Source organism: Neorhizobium sp. BT27B (assembly GCF_050455485.1).
In the GTDB taxonomy this organism is placed as follows: Bacteria; Pseudomonadota; Alphaproteobacteria; order Rhizobiales; family Rhizobiaceae; genus Neorhizobium.
Map to the genome: position 1 here is coordinate 408,377 of NZ_JBCIYT010000005.1, position 20,396 is coordinate 428,772.

14 protein-coding genes are annotated in these 20,396 nt (G+C 58.3%); 7 read left to right on the forward strand and 7 right to left on the reverse strand.

Features of this window, described 5'->3' with window-relative positions:
- Positions 1 to 338: 338 nt before the first annotated feature.
- Positions 339 to 920, forward strand: coding sequence for a redoxin domain-containing protein (locus AAIH70_RS15980; protein ID WP_430034664.1), 582 nt, complete (start codon positions 339 to 341; stop codon positions 918 to 920).
- Between the two features lie 16 nt (positions 921 to 936).
- Entirely contained in the window at positions 937 to 3,705 is a 2,769-nt protein-coding gene (locus AAIH70_RS15985; protein WP_430034666.1) for an ATP-binding protein, read from the forward strand.
- Here the strand turns inward: AAIH70_RS15985 and AAIH70_RS15990 are convergent.
- Entirely contained in the window at positions 3,689 to 4,204 is a 516-nt protein-coding gene (locus AAIH70_RS15990) for a Dps family protein (RefSeq protein WP_430034668.1), read from the reverse strand. The genes AAIH70_RS15985 and AAIH70_RS15990 overlap by 17 nt on opposite strands.
- A 287-nt stretch (positions 4,205 to 4,491) precedes the next feature.
- Here AAIH70_RS15990 and AAIH70_RS15995 point away from each other — a divergent pair, with 287 nt between their 5' ends.
- From AAIH70_RS15995 to AAIH70_RS16010, 4 genes are all read left to right on the forward strand, one after another.
- On the forward strand, positions 4,492 to 6,888 hold the full coding sequence (locus AAIH70_RS15995; RefSeq protein WP_430034670.1) for a PAS domain-containing sensor histidine kinase: 2,397 nt from the start codon (positions 4,492 to 4,494) through the stop codon (positions 6,886 to 6,888).
- 142 nt (positions 6,889 to 7,030) lie between these two features.
- The gene (locus tag AAIH70_RS16000) at positions 7,031 to 9,316 is read left to right on the forward strand and encodes an FdhF/YdeP family oxidoreductase (protein ID WP_430034672.1); all 2,286 of its coding nucleotides are present in this window, start codon (positions 7,031 to 7,033) and stop codon (positions 9,314 to 9,316) included.
- 50 nt (positions 9,317 to 9,366) lie between these two features.
- Positions 9,367 to 10,242 carry a hypothetical protein gene (locus AAIH70_RS16005; RefSeq protein WP_430034674.1) on the forward strand — a complete coding sequence of 292 codons (876 nt, stop codon included), beginning with the start codon at positions 9,367 to 9,369 and terminating at the stop codon, positions 10,240 to 10,242.
- A gap of 103 nt (positions 10,243 to 10,345) precedes the next feature.
- Complete coding sequence (locus tag AAIH70_RS16010; RefSeq protein ID WP_430034676.1) at positions 10,346 to 11,857, forward strand: cyclic nucleotide-binding domain-containing protein; 1,512 nt, start codon at positions 10,346 to 10,348, stop codon at positions 11,855 to 11,857.
- A 34-nt stretch (positions 11,858 to 11,891) separates the two neighbouring features.
- On the opposite strand, the gene AAIH70_RS16015 is transcribed toward AAIH70_RS16010, so the two are convergent.
- Positions 11,892 to 13,265 (reverse strand): dihydrolipoyl dehydrogenase family protein, encoded by a 1,374-nt coding sequence (locus tag AAIH70_RS16015; protein ID WP_430034678.1) that lies wholly within the window; start codon positions 13,263 to 13,265, stop codon positions 11,892 to 11,894.
- A 125-nt stretch (positions 13,266 to 13,390) separates the two neighbouring features.
- Entirely contained in the window at positions 13,391 to 14,425 is a 1,035-nt protein-coding gene (locus AAIH70_RS16020) for a sensor histidine kinase (RefSeq protein ID WP_430034680.1), read from the reverse strand.
- A gap of 243 nt (positions 14,426 to 14,668) precedes the next feature.
- Between AAIH70_RS16020 and AAIH70_RS16025 the strand changes: the two genes are divergently transcribed.
- The gene (locus AAIH70_RS16025) at positions 14,669 to 15,892 is read left to right on the forward strand and encodes a hypothetical protein (RefSeq protein WP_430034682.1); all 1,224 of its coding nucleotides are present in this window, start codon (positions 14,669 to 14,671) and stop codon (positions 15,890 to 15,892) included.
- Positions 15,893 to 15,937: 45 nt separating this feature from the next.
- Here the strand turns inward: AAIH70_RS16025 and moaA are convergent, their stop codons facing one another.
- The 4 genes from moaA to AAIH70_RS16045 form a co-directional block, all read right to left on the reverse strand.
- Positions 15,938 to 16,945, reverse strand: coding sequence for a GTP 3',8-cyclase MoaA (moaA, locus tag AAIH70_RS16030; RefSeq protein WP_430034684.1), 1,008 nt, complete (start codon positions 16,943 to 16,945; stop codon positions 15,938 to 15,940).
- A 71-nt stretch (positions 16,946 to 17,016) separates the two neighbouring features.
- Positions 17,017 to 19,164: a molybdopterin cofactor-binding domain-containing protein gene (locus AAIH70_RS16035; RefSeq protein WP_430034687.1), complete on the reverse strand. Its 2,148-nt coding sequence runs from the start codon at positions 19,162 to 19,164 to the stop codon at positions 17,017 to 17,019.
- 10 nt (positions 19,165 to 19,174) lie between these two features.
- Complete coding sequence (locus tag AAIH70_RS16040; protein WP_430034690.1) at positions 19,175 to 19,624, reverse strand: (2Fe-2S)-binding protein; 450 nt, start codon at positions 19,622 to 19,624, stop codon at positions 19,175 to 19,177.
- 183 nt (positions 19,625 to 19,807) lie between these two features.
- Complete coding sequence (locus tag AAIH70_RS16045) at positions 19,808 to 20,380, reverse strand: helix-turn-helix domain-containing protein (protein WP_430034692.1); 573 nt, start codon at positions 20,378 to 20,380, stop codon at positions 19,808 to 19,810.
- Positions 20,381 to 20,396 lie beyond the last annotated feature (16 nt).

A 20,396-nucleotide genomic window follows, 5' to 3' on the forward strand; every position in this document is an offset into this window, starting at 1 on the left:
TTGGAGGCGATGCTTTCACACGCATGCCCTCTTCGGCATATCGGCGATGCGTGATCTACCTCTCGATGACAGGCTGCCCGAGACTACCGGGACAAGGAGGCGCTTCGAATTATACCGCCCACGCAGGAAATCCAAATTTAACAACATTTCACATGCGTTAACTCACGTTTTCGGTGAAGTTTTCTCAAGGGCATCAACGAGTTCTGAAACCTGTTACTTCGAGATGTTCGACATCGTCGGTCGGTTCGTTGACGGGAGATGAGTACCCGTCCGAATAGTCGCTCTAGCTAGGTGTCCGATCGGGCGGTTTGAGACATGGTATGTCGGGACAGGGAGCAATGACGATAACAAATGGGGCAGCGGTTGCGGAGAACGAAGAGATCTCCGATCTGGTCGCTAGCCGTGGGAGGGAGCAGATACCGAGCCGTGTCACTGGAGGCGGCATCCCCGTGGGCGAGTATGCACCCGCGTTCGTACTGCCACGCGGTGACGACGGAAGCAGCGGTCTCGCCGATATGATGGGGGCACCGTTTGTACTTCATTTCTTTTCGGGAGCGGAAGACGATTGGCTGCGGCAATCTGATTGCCTTACGGTGATAGCTCCCGCTCTCGGCGAACTTGGTGTAGGTCTCGTTGGTATAATTTGCGCGGACCGATGGCGGGTACGTCATTTCGAGGCCGTCGGGAAGGGTTATCCGATCTTGATGGATTGGGAGCCCAAAGCACTTGTCTCCCGGATCTACGGTTTCAACCGTACCAAGGCCTCGCCTGATATGTCGGCTACCTATCTCGTGGACCGACGAGGTGTAGTCAGGTGGGTCGCATTCAATGGAGCAGAAGGCCGCAGCGCTCCATCGTCGATATTGGGTGCCGCGAGGCTACACCTCCCACGTCTTTCAACCGTCGACACGAGCGACTGAGCCAAGGTCCTGCCGCATGTCGTACCTACAATTCGACGACTACGAAATCGATATCGAACAGCGACGGTTGACCGAGAACGGAATACCGCTGCGGCTGGGAGGCAGGGCATTCGATATTCTCTCGGCTCTTGTCTCCAGGGCGGGAGATGTCGTGAGCAAAGACGAGTTGATCGCCGAGGTCTGGCCGACGACCGTCGTTGACGAGGGAGCGCTCCGCGTCCACCTGGTCGCGCTCAGGAAAGCTCTGGGGGAACACGCGAGACACTTGATCGAGAATGTACCGGGTCGAGGATATGTCTTCGCAGGAAGCGTTCGGCGTATTTCGCGTGAGAGACCGAATCCGCAGACGGTTGTGACGGAACTCAAGGTTGCTGTCGCCAGAATTCCCCGTATACCGAAAAAATTGATCGGCAGAGACGGGTACATCCTCGCGACGCTGGATCTGCTCGAAACGACGCGTCTTTTGACGCTTGCCGGTCCCGGTGGGATCGGAAAAACCGCGATCGCCGTATATTGTGCTAATGCGGCTGCCGAAAGGAAGCGCGTGGTGTTCATCGATCTCGGAACGCTCGCCGACGGTGCCGGTCTTCTTTCCACGATTGCAACCGAGCTCGGATTGAGCACATTCGGCGACGACACCCTTCCCGGCATAGTCGTCGAACTATCAAAAAAACCCACTTTGCTACTCCTTGACGGGTGTGAACACGTCGTTGATGCCGCTGCCAACGCTGCGGAGGAAATCCTCCGAGAATGCGCGACGACACAGATCCTCGTAACGACCCGCGAACCTCTGAGAACAGCGATGGAGAAAGTGCGGCACGTCCCGCCGATCGAACTGCCGCCCGACGGGGGAGACAGCTCAATTCTCAGCGGAGTTCCGGCCATTGAACTCTTCACTTCGCTAGCGGTCCTCGCCGGAGACGACCTCGATCTGTCCGGCAAAAAAAGCCTCGAGCTGGTGGCGGACATAGTCCGCAGTCTCGACGGGATACCACTGGCTATCGAACTCGCCGCAGCGCGCCTTTTCGATATGGACCTGCCATCCCTCCACCGATCGGTCGCCGAACCCATCGCCTTCCTCAGGCGTGGCCGCAGGACTGCGCCACCCCGCCAGCAGACAATGAGGGCGACCTTGGATTGGAGCTATTCGACCCTTTCCGACGCAGAGAAAGAGCTACTGTTGCGTCTCTCGGTATTCGCCGGGACGTTTTCCACAGAAGCCGCACTCGCGATATCGGAGAAGGCGGAAGATCCCGAAACCTTCTACGAGGCTTTCGATGGCCTGTTTCTCAAGTCACTTCTAGCAGTCACCCAGAGAGGCGGTAGCTTTAAGCTGCTGTTGACGACGCGGGACTACGCCCGTGAAAAGCTCGCCGACACGACTTTCTCGCGATCGTGCAGGGAGAAGCACGCACGTATTTGTCTGGATCGTCTTCGCTCAGCTACGGACGAATGGCACACGGTTGATCCGATAAAATGGCGAGCTAGTAACAGCGAGATCGTGAACGATATGCGTTGTGCCCTCATATGGGCGCTCGGAGACGACGGCGACGAAAACCTCGGCATGGCGCTCACAGCGACTTCCGACACGGTCTGGGTACAGTTCGGTCTCATCTCAGAACAGCTCTCTGCTACGGAGCGCGCGCTGGAACTGTACGAGGCCCGAGGCCTTTCGGATCCTGCACTCGAGATGAAACTGCGCATGTCCTACGGAATCGCGCTCTATCACACGAAGACCTTCGATCGGAACGGTGATGTCATAGTTCAATACGACAGGGTATTGGACCTCGCTGTGGCCACCGGAGACATGGCCATGTTGATGCGGGTTATAGGAGGAGCGGCGGCAATTCACACCGCTAACGGACACTACCGGAAGGCGATCGACCTCGTTCATCGTTTCGGAGCAGAGTTCGATCAGATGCCTCCGCAGGCCCGGAGCCATTTTCTCAATCATAATTATCACTACATCGGTGACTTCGACAGCGCGATGGAGCATGCTCGGATCACGCTCGTTCCGCCAAAAGAGACCCTCAGACCCCCGCCTAACAGCGGCAGCTATTTCGACATCCGCATCAGCGCGTTTTGCGTGATTGTCAAGACACTCTGGATACAGGGGCGATATTCCGCCGCGGAAACGACTCTGCAAGACGCCCTCGGCGAAGTGAGGGAAAAAGATCACGCGATTTCGACATGCCTCTTTCTGGCCGCCTCTGCATGTCCGACGGCGCTAGGCATCGGCAACGCCGATCTTGGGACGAGGCTCGTAGAAATGCTCCGAGAAGAGTCGACTAGGAATTCGCTACTCAGATGGAGAGCCTGGGGGCGGGCCTACGAGGAAGTCATAGCCGCTACTAGAGAGAACGATCCGGCAGCATACGACAGAACGGTATCCCGACTGGGCGGAACGCCTTTCGAAAACTGCCTCGTCATAGGCGGCCGTCTTGCCAACGCCGGACAACTGGAGCGGATCGTGCCGGAGGATACCTGGTGTGGCGCGGAAGTCCTGAGATTGCGCGGCGAGTTGGCGATGTCGACATCCGCGGCACAGGGCCGAGGCCTCCTGCTGAGGGCTCATGATCTAGCATTGAAGCAGGGCGCGGGCACTTTTACCCTGAGATGCGCGACCAGCCTTTACCGATACTCGGCACCGAATATAAGAAACGCCTCGAGAGACCTGCTTCTCAGGGCGTTGGAGGCAGTGGAATATCGTGATGATATCGCCGATGTGGCTGCTGCCACATCGGCTCTTCAGCTGCTGCCCGGACGGGTTAACTTTTGCGATTAGACTCGAACAGGAACCAGACGCGACCTTCGGCTTCATCCACCCAGCCTTCGAGAAGACTTGTGGTGGCGACATCGCCATGTTCGGATGTCAAATCGTGGACCTGTCTCATGATCCCTATAAGTTGTTCGTTATCGCTCTTGAGTTCGGCGAGCATATCGTCGGCGGTGACGAAATCGGCGTCGTTGTCGAGCAGTCGCTGGACCCTCGCGATATGACCGACGGACCGTAGCGTCGCGCCGCCGATCTTTCTGGCCCGCTCCGCGATCGCGTCCGTCATCCCGATCAACTGCCCGGCTTGATCGTCCAGCATGAGGTGGAAGTCTCGGAAGTGTGGCCCTGAAAGATGCCAGTGGAAGTTCTTGGTTTTGAGATAGAGCGCGAAGACATCTCCAAGGAGAGCGGTAAGAGCCCCGGAAATATCGATGCGCGCGTTTTGGCCGAGGTCGGTCGGCGTGTTGAGGGAAGCTTTACGAAGCGTGGATGCGGAAGTCTGGTCCATAGAGGGCTCCTTGGGTGCTGTCGGATGTGAAACGCTGAAGCGCCACCTGTCCGGGATCACTGAAACCTGATGGGTATTCGAACACGTTTATTGCACGATCGCGCCTTTGAACCCGAGTTCCGCATAGCTGGAGCAACGCCGCGGGCGACATCTATGGTCGAACTCGCTCGGTGCGGCACCTTTGACCAACGAAAATACGCCTCGAAGCCGGACCGTGGTCCGGGCTGACCTATTGTCTAGCGACAACGAGCGCGTAAGGAGGTATTTAGGTCCGCGGGGACGGCCACGTGGACGGCTGGCTGAAAAAGGGCCTGGGCGGCATGACTGAACGGTTACGACGAGCTTTGTTTCTGACGTTCGCAGCTATGCTGGCCGCCCTCGTCTTTTGGATCGATAGCATCGCCGAATACGAGTCGTCCGTTGCAATTCTCTATTTAGCGGTTCTCGTTCTCGTTTCTGCGGTAGGGAGCGGTGCGGAAGTGACGCGCGCCGCGCAATGTTGTGTTGGTTTGACCGTCCTAGCATGGCTCGTCGTCCATCTCCACGATCCGGGAGCCGCGAGTATTTTACGGTGCGCATTCGCCTGCATCGCGATCGGTGTCACGGCGGCGCTGCTTATCAGCAGAAAGCGGCTCGAGGCGACCCAGCAGGACCTTGAACATAGTCGCGCCGAGGTCGACCTCTTCGCAAACTCCGTGCCTTACGTACTTTGGCGTTCCAACCCGCGTGGCGAGATCGAGTACCTAAACGCAAGTTGGACGGCCGTGACCGGAATGGATCGCTGGGACGTGCTGGAAGGTCAGCGCTATAACGAGGTCGTCCATCCGGATGATATTCCCATTCTCAACGAAACGGTTTCCGCAGCTGTCGCCAACCGTACTGTAACGAACCTCAAGGTCAGGATACGTCAAGCGGACGGCACCTACCGTTGGATGCAGATCTACGACAACCCGGCCTACTCGCCCTTGACTGACCGGGTGGAGCGCTTCGGAGGCTTGTCCGACGTCCACGACGAGGTAGTCGCGAAACAGCAGCTCCAACTTGTCCGTGACGAACTGGAGGTCAGCAGGGCAGAACTCGTTAACTTCACGGACTCGGTCCCGCAAATTTTGTGGCGCGCCGACGCGGAGGGCAAAATCGACTTTTTCAATCGCCGCTACACGGAAATCACCGGAAGAGGCGCCGATCAGACGATTGAGGGACAAACCCAAGCAGATGATGTTCATCCGCAGGATCTGGAAACCTTTGACCGCGCGTGGCGAGAGGCGATTGCCGGACGCTCGGAGGTCCGCGCGACCTATAGGCTGCGTCACGCAAGCGGGGAATACAGATGGATGTCGCTGGTGGGGAGACCCGTTCGAGTGGGCGAGAGCCCGGGCGAAATCCGGTATTATGGTGGTATATCGGATATTCACGACGAGGTGATGTCGCATCAGAAGGTCAAAGAACTGAACGAGACCCTCGAGCACCGCGTGGCGGAGCGGACGTCGGAGCTGATGCGGACGGAGCAGAGGTACGCGGGGCTTTTCGACGTCAGCAACATGACCTTCGCGGAGATGGACTTCAGCGAAGCAGAAGAGATGCTCGACACGATCAAGGCCCGCGGGGTAACCGACTTACGCGCCTACATGACCGCTCACCCCGATGAACTAATTCGTACTCTCGGCGCGATCCGGACGACGAGGGTGAACGAGGCCTTAGCGCGACTTATGGGGTACGAAAGCGTTGCGGACCTGGTCGCCAATCCGCCCGCCCAAAACGCCGAGGATGGCACCGAGGTCCTCCTACGCCAACTCGAGATGTATTTTCACGACATTCATCATATCGATGGCCGCACCGTACTCATCGGGAAGGCCGGGCGGCGCATTCCTGTCTATTTCACGGTGACCAGGCTATCGGACGGCCTTCATCTATCGAGCCATCTCGACCTTTCGGAGCAGGAGCGTATCGAGCAGATGCGCCAAGCAGCCCAGACGGAGATCGCGCGTGCGAACCGCATCGCAACCGTTGGGGCGTTCTCGGCATCGATCGCTCATGAACTTAATCAGCCGATCACGTCCATGGTGTTCGACGCCCGGACCGGGACCCGCATGATTGCACGTGAAAACCCGGACATCGAAGGGGTCGACCGTATTTTGCAACGCATGGAAAAAAACGCGCAACGTATATCAGGCATCGTTCAGCGAACCCGCGAGAACCTCGTCGGGAGACGCAGGGCAGTCGGAGCTGTCGACCTTCATCGCCTTGCTCTGGAAACGCGTGATCTTATCGACCACGACTTGAAGCGCGCCGACGTCGAAATGGAAGTGAACTGCGAGAATACCATTCCGGCGATAATGGGCGATCCTGTGGAGCTTCAGCAGGTTTTCGTCAACCTAGTGAACAACGCGATAGACGCCATGCGCGGTGGGGAAGGAGCACGTCGTGTCACGATAGGTCTCGCTGCGAAAAGCGGCTCGGTCGAGGTCAGGGTGACCGACACCGGACCGGGAATACCCGAAGAGTATATCCAGAAACTCTTCGAACCCTTCTTCACTACCAAGGAAACCGGGATAGGTATGGGACTTGAGATATGCCGTTCCGCCGTGGCTGCGATGGGAGGGCAACTCACTGTTGCTAATCTACCTTCAGGCGGCGCCTGTTTCGCCTTCGAACTTCCGTTTGCTGTGGCGCCCCCTTCCTAAAGAGCTCTTTGCGTCAACCGGCAACGCGCGATGGCGGTGTTATCTTACAATATCTGTTTGTGATTCTGGCTTCCCTTTATCGGATGAACGCGTGCTGCCCACCGCGGCACGCGCCCGATTTGACCGACGAAGGGGAACGAGTATGCAGGATGAGCGTCCGGATGGTATCGAACGCTACGACGAGCCCGCGGGTGGGTGGGGCGCCCTCCGAGCCGTCGCGAAGACCCTGGCCCATCAACAGGTCGTCGCCCAGGGCGCCGCAACATTGTTGAAGGCGAACCAGCCGGACGGTTTCGATTGCCCGGGTTGCGCATGGCCCGATCCCAAACACACCTCTTCGTTCGAGTTCTGCGAGAATGGCGCGAAGGCCATTACCTGGGAATCGACCGCTCGTCGCGTCGGTCCGGACTTTTTCGAAGACCACGCGGTCGAGGACCTCTGGACCTGGACAGACCATAAGCTCGAAGACGCCGGCAGGCTTACTACGCCACTCCTCTATAATCCGAGCCGCGACCGCTACGAAGCCGTCGATTGGGAAGACGCGTTTAAGATCATAGCGTCTGAACTGAACAGATTGCCCGAACCGAGCATGGCCGAGTTTTACACCTCCGGCCGGGCATCGAACGAAGCGGCATTCTTGTATCAACTGTTTGTTCGTGCGTTCGGGACCAACAACTTCCCGGACTGCTCCAACATGTGTCACGAGGCCACGAGCGTCGGCTTGCCGAAGTCGATCGGCGTCGGCAAGGGAACGGTAACACTCGAGGACTTCGATCACTGCGATGCGATCTTCTCCTTCGGCCACAATCCCGGCACCAATCACCCGAGAATGATGACGACGCTTCATGAAGCAGCCCGCAGAGGCGTGCCGATCTTGGCCTTCAACCCTCTGAAGGAGCGCGCTCTCGAGCGGTTCGCAGCACCACAGGACCCCGTGGAAATGCTGACCCTGTCGTCGACCCCGATAGCGTCTTCATACAACCAGCTGCGCGTCGGTGGAGACATCGCCGCCCTTAAGGGCTTGATGAAAACGGTGTTCGAGCGCGATGAGGCCGACATCCGGCGCGACGGTCCGGGAGTGCTGGACCGCGTGTTCATCGCCGAACACACGACCGGGTACGACGAGCTCCGAAGCGAGGTGAAGGCATCTTCTTGGGAGAGCATCCTAGAGGTATCCGGACTTTCAAGAGAGGATTTCGATCGCGCGGCCGACGTCTACATCCACGCCACCAGCGTCATCGTCTGTTATGGAATGGGGCTGACACAACACGAAAACGGCACGGCCAACGTCCAGCAGATCGCGAATCTCCTGATGCTGCGGGGAAATCTGGGGCGCAAGGGTGCTGGCATCTGCCCGGTTCGGGGCCACTCGAACGTTCAAGGTGACCGTACCGTCGGCATCACGGAAGCACCCAATGCTAGTCTGCTCGACGGAATGGAGAAAGCATTCGGCTTTCGCCCGTCAGGTGAGAAGGGACACAACGCCATCGAAACGATCGAGGCAATCGCCGAAGGTCGCTCCAGAGCGCTCGTCTGCCTCGGCGGAAATTTCGCCGTCGCGATGCCCGACCCGGAGGTGACATTCGAGGCCATGCGGAAGCTCGATCTAGTTGTTCACATCGCAACAAAGCTAAACCGATCGCATCTGCTTTTGGCAAAGACATCAATCATTCTGCCTTGCTTCGGCCGGACGGATCTCGACACCCAGGCGTCGGGCCCGCAGTCCGTAACGGTCGAAGACTCGATGTCCATGGTCCACGCGTCTCGCGGTTTTCTCAACCCTCCCGATCCGCTGCTGCGCTCTGAACCTGCGATTGTCGCAGGTATCGCCAAGGCGACGCTCGGCGACCGCCACGGAATCGATTGGGAGGGGCTTGTCGCCAACTACGACCGCATCCGCGAGAAGATTGAGATCGTCTTCCCCGATTTCTACGATTTCAACAAACGCGTGCGTGTCAAAGGCGGCTTTAGGCTCGATATTCCGGCATCGTACCGCGTCTGGAAAACAGACACCGGAAAAGCCAACTTTTTGCTTGCTCCGAGCCTGGATGGCGACCGTCTCGTCAAGAACCGGAGTGCATTGATGCTGACAACGATACGCAGCCACGACCAGTACAACACTACCGTTTATGGCCTCGACGATCGATATCGCGGCGTCTTCGGGCGGCGGGATGTAGTATTCATGAATAAGACGGACCTCGCCGAGCGTGGGCTTCGTGACGGCGATCTCATCGATCTGACCGCAACGCTTACCAGCGAGCCTCGAACGGCAAGCAAGTTCACGGTGGTGGAATACAACATCCCAAGGGGATCCGTGGCCGGCTATTACCCGGAGCTCAATGTCGTCATCACGCTCGAGCACTTCGACCGACTCTCAGGGACACCATCGTATAAGAGCGTCCCGGTGCTCGTTTCCGCAGCTTCCTGAGGGAGAAGCCAGTCCATTATAGCTGGTATTGTCACGAAGGAGAGAGAGTCTTGCGGATAATTACAGACCTTGAAACCCCGGATCGTCTGACATTGGAAGTACATGTGCCGGACGCTCCCTTGGGGGCGATCCTCCTGTTGTATGGTTTAGGGCACCGTGGCGACACGGACCCGGACCCGGTGCTTACAGAACGCCTTTGCACATCGGGTTTCCTCGTGGTCTCGATGCGCCTCGACTTAGATCACGGCCTGCTGAATGCGCTGGACGAAGCCATCACCGCGCTTCGCTGGCTTCAAACTTCTGATTTCGTATTCGACCGTGCTTGTCTGGCGTTGTTGGGGGTCGGCTTGGGCGGAACGATCGCCATCGAGGTTGGCTTGAAGGAAGGATTGCCGGTTGCGGCATGGTCCGCATTGATAGACTTCAAGGGTTTCATGGACAGCTCTGCTACTCTCGGAGACACTGATCATTTGCGTGACTACGACGATGTGAGTTGGGAGACGATCATTGCCGCAGGCGACCAGGTTCCTTTTCTGAGAGGGGTCGTCCTGTCCCTCGTCGTCAATAATCTCAGCCTTCTTGCCTCGATCAGCCCTCTAGGACGCGTTACTAAAAAATCGGGGCCCATGCTGCTTTTCAACTCCGTGGCGGAGATGATACCCGCGAAGGGCGTCTCTTTAATAAGAGAACGAATGGAGGAGTGCGACGTACAATGCGCCACCCACCTTTTGGAGGGTGCGCGACACGGCTCGGAGTACATGCTTTCTGCATTGCCCGCCACGATCCGGTTCTTTCAAAAAGCGTGGTCGTCAGAGAGATTCGACGTTCTCGACGCTGCCGACGGGACACTGCATCGGTACTCGAGCGAAACCGGAACGAACCGTGCGCTTGGCCTGCATTACGGCTCGCCGGACTTCCGCGTGTAGGAGAGCGTTCGGCTCTTTTGACCTATGGGGGCGATTTTCGACAATCTTGTTTCGAAGCGGCGTGCACATTTTAGTGTTCACTTAACGTCGCCGATAAAGAGTCATGATCGAACAGTTGCTTTGGAACCCGTTACTGGAGTTCTCCGTCCTCGTTTTGACGACAGTCGGAATCCGCGTTTCTCTCGGGCGAAACCCGACGGTCCGTTTCATAGTCAGTGTCGCCTTTTTTGGCCTGTTGACCGCGAGCCTGTTGTCCCACGACATAACGCCTTATTCCCCCGATCTCGGCGACCACGTGTTGTCCAGAAGGATCACCGCAGGGCTGCTCAAGTCTGTCTGGTGGATCGGAGCAGCCGTGGTCCTGATAAGTGCGGTCCGTTTATTTCTGATCTTCGAGAACAAGCCTCGGGAAGGTCGCCTTGCTCAAGACCTGGTGATTGGCGTCATCTATCTCGGGGCCGGTCTAGCTTTGATCGCGAATGTCTTCAGCCTGCCTGTCGGCACACTGATAGCTACGTCGGGAGCCTTCGCTATCGTTTTGGGCCTTGCACTCCAAAGCACTCTCAACGACGTTTTCTCGGGCATCGCGTTGAACCTCGGCCGCCCCTACGCCGTCGGAGACTGGATCATGCTGGATGGCGGATTTCAGGGGCGCGTCGTTGAGACCAATTGGAGGTCGACGCACTTGGTAAACGGATCCGACGATCTCGTCGTACTGCCGAACAGCACTTTGGCCAAGTCGCGTTTAGTCAACCTGACGCGCCCGAAAGAGACGCATGGCGTTTCGATCGTTGTGCGGTTCCTTCCTACCCAGACCCCTTCGGTGATAGAGGCAACGATGCGGACGGTCCTATTGAGCAGCTCCGCTATTCTCGACACCCCTCCGCCCTCTGCGTTGGTTGTCGATATCGACAGTACCGCCGTCGAGATCGAGCTCACCTTTCGTGTCGCAGGTTTCTCCGCCGCCGGAACAGCCAAAAGCGAACTTTATGATCTAATCTTCCGACATGCGAGAGCCAACGGCCTAAGATTGGCAGCTCCCCGTGACATGACCGTTCTCTACCCTGAGCCATCCGGTGACGCGCATTCGATCAAGCATCCTGGTACGCCATGGAGGCTGCTCGAAACCATACCGCTTTTCGCTACACTGACAGACGATGAAAAGGACGCTCTTGCATCGAGTATGACACGCCGTACCTATCGGAAAGGTTCTGTCATCACCATGCAGGGAAGCAAACTCTCCTCTTTGATGATCATGAGGACGGGCGTTGTGGCGCTGCAGCGCCGGGATAACGGGCATCTCGTCGAGCTGGCGCGTCTGTCGCCGGGGGACCTTTTCGGTGAAAGAGGGGTGTTGATCGACGCGGCCGAGGCAGGAGACACCACTGCGCTGACCTTTGTGGTGATTTACGAGATTACCAAAGACGATATCGCGGCTGTCATGCGCGATCGACCGGCACTGGCGGAGGAACTCGGGGTTTTGTTATCACGACGGATGGACGACGAGCAACATCTGTCGAATGCTATCTCTACGCCGCATGGAACTCATCCCGACACTCTGGCAACGCGTATAAGGCGGCTTTTCGAAATCCCGAAGGATACGGAGATGCTGTAGCGGCCGCCGACGCGCCGGCGGCCGCGGCAAGACGCTACTTCACGTTAGCGAACAACATATTCAATCCCTCGGATATTGTGGGATGGGCAAAGATCCCGTCCCTGAGAGCCGTGAACGGCAAGTCGCCGAGCATGGCCATCTGTACGACGCTCATGACATCGCCAGCATTTACGCCGAGCATCTCGAACCCGAGGATACGATCGCTGTCCTTGTCTACCAAGGCCTTCATAAAGCCCTTCCGCTGCGAAAGCGTCCGTGCTCTCGGCACGACATCCATCGGAAGCTTCGCGATGCGGTATTCGATGTTTCTGGAGCGCGCTTCGCGCTCGTTCATTCCCACCCGCGCGAATTCGGGGTCGATGAACACGCAGTACGGGATCATCCGCCCGTCTGTCGTTCTGTTGTCGCCCTTGAGTTGTCCCGAGACAACACGATAATCGTCCAGTGACGCATGAGTGAACATCGGCGTGCCCGCGACCTCGCCCATGGCCCATACGTCGTTTGCGGTGGTTCTGAGAAGGTTGTCCACTTTGACGAACCCGCGGGCGTCCACTTCGACTCCAGCCAAATGGAGGCCGATTCCCCCTGTCCGCGGACGACGGCCAGCGGCGACAAGTAGATGGGATCCCTCGAAAATTCGTCCGTCGGCCGTCGAGATGCTCACACCCTGCCCGGACTTCCCTGCCACGGTCGTTCCAGAGCAGTCGAGGGCTACATCGACGCCCTCGTCCCGCAGAGCCTCGAGCAGGGCGGCGCTGACGTCCTCGTCCTCTCTTGGAGCGAGGCGCGTGCCGTGCTCGATGATGGTGACGTCTGCTCCGAGCCTACGGAATGCCTGCCCGAGTTCCATTCCGATATAGCCGCCACCGAGTATGAGTAGGCCCGTGGGCATGTCGCCGAGCTGAAGGGCTTCCACATGCGTGATCGGATCGGCAGCCGCCAATCCGGGGACGTCGGGTACAGCGGCCGTGGTGCCGAGGTTTATAAATACCTTGTCGCCCGTCAGCGTTCTGACGCCGTTTCCGGTCTCCACGGCGATCGTCTTCGGAGAAACGAAACGTCCCCAACCTATAACCAACTCGAACCCGCTTGCGTCGAATCCGTTTTGATTGAGGGCGACCATCTCGGCCACGACGCTCGCTGTGCGGTTACGGACAAGATCCAGGCTGGTCCGGATATTTTCGGCCTGCGTACCGAATTCCGAGGCTCTGCGTGTCGCGTAGGCCACCTCGGCACTTCTTATCAATGTTTTGCTGGGGATGCAGGCAATGTTGATGCACGATCCGCCGATCAGGCCAGCCTCGATCACGGCAACGCGCTTGCCCGCCTTCGCTTGCTCGATCGCGAGTGTCTTGCCCGCTTTACCGCCACCGAAGACGAGGATGTCGAAGGATTCTACTTGAGCCATAATGGTCTCTCCTTGAGGATTAATGTCCCTTGGGAGAAAAGCAGCTGTCGATGGTAGGCGATTGTAAAATCGAGCCGCCCGCCGAACCTGCGACGTGGCTTCATGTTATACGGGATCCGGGGCTGTCAAACCATCGGAAACAGCACGGAGAAACGCAAGCCGGAACGCGTGATGGAATGCTCCATCTTTCCGCGAAGCTGACGCTCTACGATCACACGCATCAGCTTGGAACCCTGGCTCGGCGACGCGGCGCAATCGGCTTCGGGTCCGCCGACCTCTCGCCACCAAAAGCCAACCTCCCCGTCGGAGCAGGTCCACCGGACCAGGACTTGACCCGATCCGGTGGAGAGGGAGCCATGCTTGAGGGCGTTGGTAGCCAATTCGTTGGCTAGTAGACCCAACGCCACCGCAATCGAGTAACTTATCGCTATATCGGGACCTTCGGCCGATATCCGTGGCATCTCTCCTTCGTTGTACGGTGTCAGGACGCCTGCGAGGAGCTCGCGCACCTGAATAACGAGGGTATCGCTGCTTTCGTTATCGAGGAAGTCGTGGACTTCGGCCAACGCTCTCAAGCGACGCGCGAAGTCCCTCGAATGGTCCTTAGGCAAAGAGAGGTTTGCGAGACCGATCGCGGATGCATAGACGTTTTTGAGACGATGCCTCACTTCGTCGCGCTCGAGCCTCAAATGCTCGCTCGCTTCGATCTGCGTTCCGATATCGACGCAGCGAGAAATCGCCGCCGACGCGGCGCGAGCCAAAGTCTGCGCCGCTACGATCTCACCGAGCGCATCGGAAAACGACCCTCCGGCGCGAAATTCGGCGACTTCTCCCATGGGAGAATGAAGTGATCTCGGGGACGTCTGGAAACTCTCGGTGTAGGGAGCCAAGGCAAAGTTCGTTGAAAATGCTTCACCGCCGACACCGCTCCCCGCTACGGCTGTTATGGCCGGAACCGGCGCGAACGAGGCAGCTGGGAAGATGGACGTCGAACGCCCATCCTGCTCCGGCATGCCGGCGCCGGATTGAATGAGCGCGAGAGCCGCGGGCGAAAGAATGCGCCGCGCGGCATTACGAGCGATTTCAGAAATCTGGTTCCCGTCGTTGGATGCGGCGATCTGAGTGAGCGCTTCGACGAGGATTGGATAAGACTGAGGCATGTTCGACACCAAATTTTTCGCGAGTCGCCGCATGGGCTGTTGGTATCGTTATGGCTATGCGCTCGTTACTGCGCGGAATAGGACGATTCAGCCCTCGGTTCATGCTGGTATCCAGCTACATGTTGAGCCGTGGCCTCGTCTTCCGGACCAGACCTATTCGCTCCCGGAGTGAACCGGATCCTGCAATCCGGCGGTCAGCTTTCGTTGTATTCGAAGATTTTACATCGGGTGACAGGATACGAAATGACTATAGTTCAGCCGCGAATATTGAGGACCCTCGGTGCCCTCGAGCATCTGTTTGCCGCTTACGGTGAAGACGGCACGATGAACTTTTCGATCGCTGCACGCATCTCCGGTACGATATCTGAATCGGCAGTAACTGCAGCGCTAGCCAAGGTGCAGGATCGGCACGTCCTTCTTCGAGTTTCAGCGGGTTGGTCTCCGGATGGCGCTCACTGCTTCATGCCTACCGAGCGCCGGATTCCCCTGAGAGTCGAGGTGGCTCCGATTGCGAATTGGGCGCGCATCGCCGAAAGTGAGATGAATAGGCCGCTTCTATCGAGCGACTCACCGCTTGTTCGTGGGACCATAGTCGGCGAATTGGGGGCAACGACCCTCGTCTTAACTTTCAATCACGCGATCACGGACGGTATGGGTGCCGTCCTGGTGATGCGAGAGGTTTTGACCGCGTTAAGCGGAGCGGCGCTTCCGGAAGTACCCGGCGACGCCAGACTCGAAGAGAGGATCGGGCTGGAGGTTCCACTTTTCCATCGGCACTCGACCCTCAGCGGTGAGACGACCTGCGAAGACTTGGGGGGCGACTCCGCACCGACAAGTAGAACGACCGTCGACAGCATCGAAATCGACCGAGATCGGCTGGCGAAACTGCTTTGCACCGCGAGGTCCCGGGACACGACGTTGAACTCCATGATGACAGCGGCGCTAGGGAATGCGCTTGTCAACATCGGCGATCAGTGGCGTCGAAAACCTCTGCGTGTGATGTCGCCGATTGACCTCAGGTCCGGGTTCGATATCCCCGAGCACGTCGGCCTATCTCTGTCGATCGCGATAACCTCGTTCGAGAGGGGTGATACGGCGTTCTGGGACGAGGTACACCGGGTGCACCAACAGATCGCCAAATTCAGGGATAGGAAGATGGCTATTTGGATGGTCGGAGATATCGCAAAGCGGTGCATCGAAGACCCGAGCTACGACGCGACAAGACGACGGGTGCTCGAACACAGTCCCTTCGATAGTATTATGACGAATTTTGGAGTTTTAGGGATGCAGACGCACTTCGGCGATCTTGTCGTTGAGAACATCTGGGCTCCGGCGCTCCGTTCTGTTCCGGGTCAGGACGCCGTGGCCGCGGCCACTTTCGACGGTGGCCTCAGCCTGGTGCACACCTCGGTAGCCGGAACGGACGGACTGCTTGCGCGACTGGTCGAAATAATGGAGGGCTCCTAACCGATCGAATGCCGCTAGACATCGGCCTTCCCGATATTGATGATGCTAGCCGCCCGTCACGCTCATATGGCGACGGATGGCCGGCTTCTCACCCCTGCCGATAACGAAGTCATGTCCCCGCGGTTTACGCGCAATTCCCCCGTCGATCACCCTTCCGACCTCGACATCGTCTGCCCCCGACCTTAGTACCGCGCGGAGATCTACCGCATCCTCGTGCCCGAGACACATGTAAAGAGTTCCGGTGCATGTAACTCGCACCCGATTGCAACTTTCGCAGAAGTTATGACTCATAGGGGTGATGAAACCGAGCCTGCCACCCGTTTCCGCCACCTCGACATATCGCGCCGGACCGGAGGTACGGTAATCCATAGGCAGCATCGTAAAATGGTCGGCAAGCGTCCGACGCAGTTCCGACAGCGGCAGATAGAAGTCGCTCCTGTCCTCTCCGACGTCTCCCATCGGCATCGTCTCGATCAGCGTGACGTCCATTCCCTGACCGTGCGCGAAACGGATGATATCCGGTATCTCTTCCTCGTTGACGCCGCGCATCGCCACTACGTTCAGTTTGATTCCCAGGCCTGCTCCAAGCGCTGCTTGGATCCCTTCCAGTACCATCGAAAGCTCCCCGCGCCGCGTGATCCTGCGAAACTGCTCTGCCTGCAGCGAGTCCAACGACACGTTGAGCCTTCGTACGCCGGCCTCGGCGAGTTCCGCCGCATGGAGTGCGAGTTGCGAACCGTTCGTTGTTAAAGTCAGCTCGTCGAGACCGGATCCGATCTTGCGACCGAGCGCCCGCACGAGATGCATCATTCCTTTGCGCACCAGAGGCTCGCCCCCGGTCAGTCTCAATTTTCTTACGCCCTTGGAAATGAAGACCATGCAAAGCCGCTCGAGTTCCTGGAGGGTGAGGAGTTCGTCCCTCGGAAGGAATGACATGTTTTCCGTCATGCAATACGTGCATCGGAAATCGCAGCGATCGGTCACCGACACACGCAGATAATTGACAGCACGACCGAAGCTGTCGGTCATCGATTCGAATTTAGGTGCTTCCATGTCTTTTCCGTCGCCGTGCCTCCGCCACCCGCAAGCGATGGCGCAGGGATCTATATCTTGCAGGCGCGTTTTCATACCGCTGCCTGTGATAGAGGAAGTGACCTGATGCGCTTCCCCGTCGCCGAGAATATTGCGTTCGCTAGCGCGCCTGCCGCCGCCGCTGTTCCTGCCTCACCCACGCCGCCGGGCTTCTCGAGGCTTTTGACCTGATAGACCTCGACTTTGGGCGCTTCGTTGATGCGGAGGATTCGATAGTTGTCGAAATTGCTTTGTTCCACGGCACCGTCGGCAAAGGTCACCTCGTTGAACATCGCTGTACCGAGCCCGAACAGCACGCCTCCCTCCATCTGCGCCCTGACGGTGTCCGGATTGATGACGATCCCGCAGTCGACCGCCAATACCGATCGCAAGAGCTTCACCTGCTTTCCGGGGACGACTTCGATTTCGAGTATATGCGCTAGGTACGTATTAAAGGCGAACTGGAGACTGACGCCGCGGCCGTGCCCCTTTGGGAGTTTGCCCGTCCATCCCGCCTTCTCGGCAGCCAGTTCGAGAACAGCCAGTGCGCGAGGGTTCCTGGTCAGCATCTTTCTTCTGAAATCGACGGGATCCTGCCCGGTTGCGTGAGCCATCTCGTCGACGAAGCTCTCTATCACGAAGAGATTGTGTGTAGCGCCTACGCCCCGCCACCATGCCGTCGTCAAACCTTCCGGTTCGTGGCGGACGTAGTCCGCGAAAACGGATGTCTCGTCGTACGGGGTCTCGACCGCGCAATCTAGAGAGTCTGGATCGATACCGTTTTTGAAGGCCGGGGGCGCCCAACGGGCCATGACAGACGATCCTGTAACCCGATGCGTACGCCCGACGAGGCGACCCGCTTCGTCCAGTCCCGCCGATACGCGGTCGTAGTAGTACGGACGGAAAAAATCATGCGTGAGGTCTTGCTCGCGCGTCCAGACCAGTTTGACCGGATATCTTATATTCCGCAGGAGCTTTGCCGCCTGCTCAATCGTGTCGACATCGAGACGGCGTCCGAAAGCACCGCCCATTAGCTGGTTGTTCACGGTCACCATCTCAGGAGGAAGCCCTGTCGCATCCGCGACCGCCTTCTGCGCACGGACCGGAACCTGCGTCCCGACCCACAACTCGGCACGATCATCCTCGATGAAGAGCGTGCAGTTCATCGGCTCGAGCGGAGAATGCGAAAGGAATGGCGAACGGTAGACGGCATCGAGCTTTGTCTTCGCCCTTCGTATGGCTTCGGTCGCTCCGTTTTCGTCGCGCACGACAACGCCCGCCTTAAGGGACGCCTCATGCATATCGTTTACGATCGCTTCGGTCGAAACGGACGCGTTCGGACCGCTTTCCCATCTCAGTTCGAGAGCATCGACTCCGAGCTTGGCGGCCCACATGTGGTCACCGATAACGGCGACAGAGTCTTCTGTCCGGACAACGTCGCGGACGCCCTTGACAGCACGGGCAGCTGCTTCGTTCATATTTGCGATCTTGCCGCCCTTAACCGGGGCTATAGCGACGGTCGCATAGGCCATTCGCGGAAGCCGAGTGTCTATACCATAAACCAGCGATCCGTTGACTTTGGCCGCGGTGTCCAGACGCTTTGCCGCAGTGCCGATTAGCTTGAATTGCGACGGGTCCTTGAGCGGGACCTGTGTGGGCACCTCTCGGGTAGCGGCTTCCGGTGCAACATCGAGGTAGCTCAACGATCGCCCGGAAGGCTTATGATGGACTACCCCCTTTTCAACGCCGCATTCGTCGGCCGAAACACCCCACCGTTCGGCCGCGGCTCCGACAAGCATTATTCGTGCAGACGCCCCCGCCTCCCTTAATCGCACCCAGTCGGACTGCGTGGACGTCGAACCGCCCGTCGCCTGATCGAAAAGGATCGGGTCCATGTACTTCTTGAGGTCTGGAGGCGCAGCTTCCACCCGTATCTGGTCGAGGCCGACCTCGAGTTCCTCGGCCATCAGCATAGCGCTCGACGTGTAGATGCCTTGGCCGACCTCCGTGTGCGGCATGATCAGGGTAATGCCCTCAGCGTCAATTTTAACGAAGGCGTTGGGTATGAATCTCGACTGCTCGCCAACCGCGGCGGAGGCACGGCGAGTGTTTCCCGGGAGCTGGACAGCCAGCACCAATCCCGCGGTCGCAAGTGCGGTTCCACGGAGAAAATTCCTGCGTGATACGAGGTTCTCGATCATTGCGAAGCCCTCACACGTTGACCGAATGGATTGCTTCGCGGATTCGGACATACGTTCCGCAGCGACAGATGTTTCCGGCCATAGCGTCGTCGATGTCGGTATCGGTGGGCTTGGGGTTGTCGCTAAGGAGAGCGGTCGCCGACATGATCTGTCCGGACTGGCAATAGCCGCACTGAACTACTTCCTTGTCCAACCATGCGGCCTGAACCTTGGCTCCGATCGGTGTGTCGCCGACACCCTCGATGGTGGTGATCGGCATGTCTTCGATCATGTCCATTGTCGTCTGGCAGGAGCGCACCGCAACGCCTCCAAGGTGCACCGTGCATGCCCCGCACTGGGAGATGCCGCAGCCGTATTTCGTACCTGTCAGTCCGAGCACGTCGCGCAGCACCCAAAGGAGTGGCATGTCGTCCGGCATATCGACTTCGTGCACTTGGCCGTTGATTGTCAGCTTTCTCATAGTCGCCTCTTCTCCGTGGCCAGCCGGGGCGCGATCCGCATCTTGACTGGCTGGGCTGTAAAACCGTCACCGCGCATTTTGACGGAGTTCAGAGCCGAAGAATTGGATGATCCCGCACCTTCGTGTCTTCGAAAGTCCGAAATAGAACCATTGCGCTGACTGGCGTGCGTGTCGCAAAGGTCATCAAGCGATGGAGGCGTGAGCGGCACGGTCAACGCCTGGACGGCTGCCGGTAGTCAAGTAGTCCCATTGCCCGGTCCTGGTCACGGACGCGTTCTTGCGCCACTTAAGAGGCGTTGTTCCGACAAGGCGCTTGAACACCTTCGAAAGATGGGCCTGGTCACTTAGACCGCAAGCATGGGCTATCTGGCTTAGAGGTTCATGGGTCGACGCGATGAGGTATTTCGCCGCCTCGATGCGCCGCGAAAGGACATAGTCATATGGCGGACGTCCGAATGTGACGTTGAAGCCTTTGGAAAATCTGCTCACGCTCAGGCGGACTTGCTCGCTGAGGTCTCCGACGCGGAGCCTCGAGTCGACGTTTTCGTCGATGTAGCGGATGATCTTTTTCCGCTGCCACTCGCTGAGTCCAGAAGTAACCTTCGCCTTGACCACACCCACTGCGGGCGCGATTTTGCCGACGACGGCCTGCTTTTCAAGCCAAGCCTCGATTGTCCGGAGGTCTGTTTCTGAGTGCCAAGCCCGGAATGTACCACCTACGTCCAGGGCTGTATCTAATGAGAGAGAGGTGTCCATCGCGATGTCCTCGCTG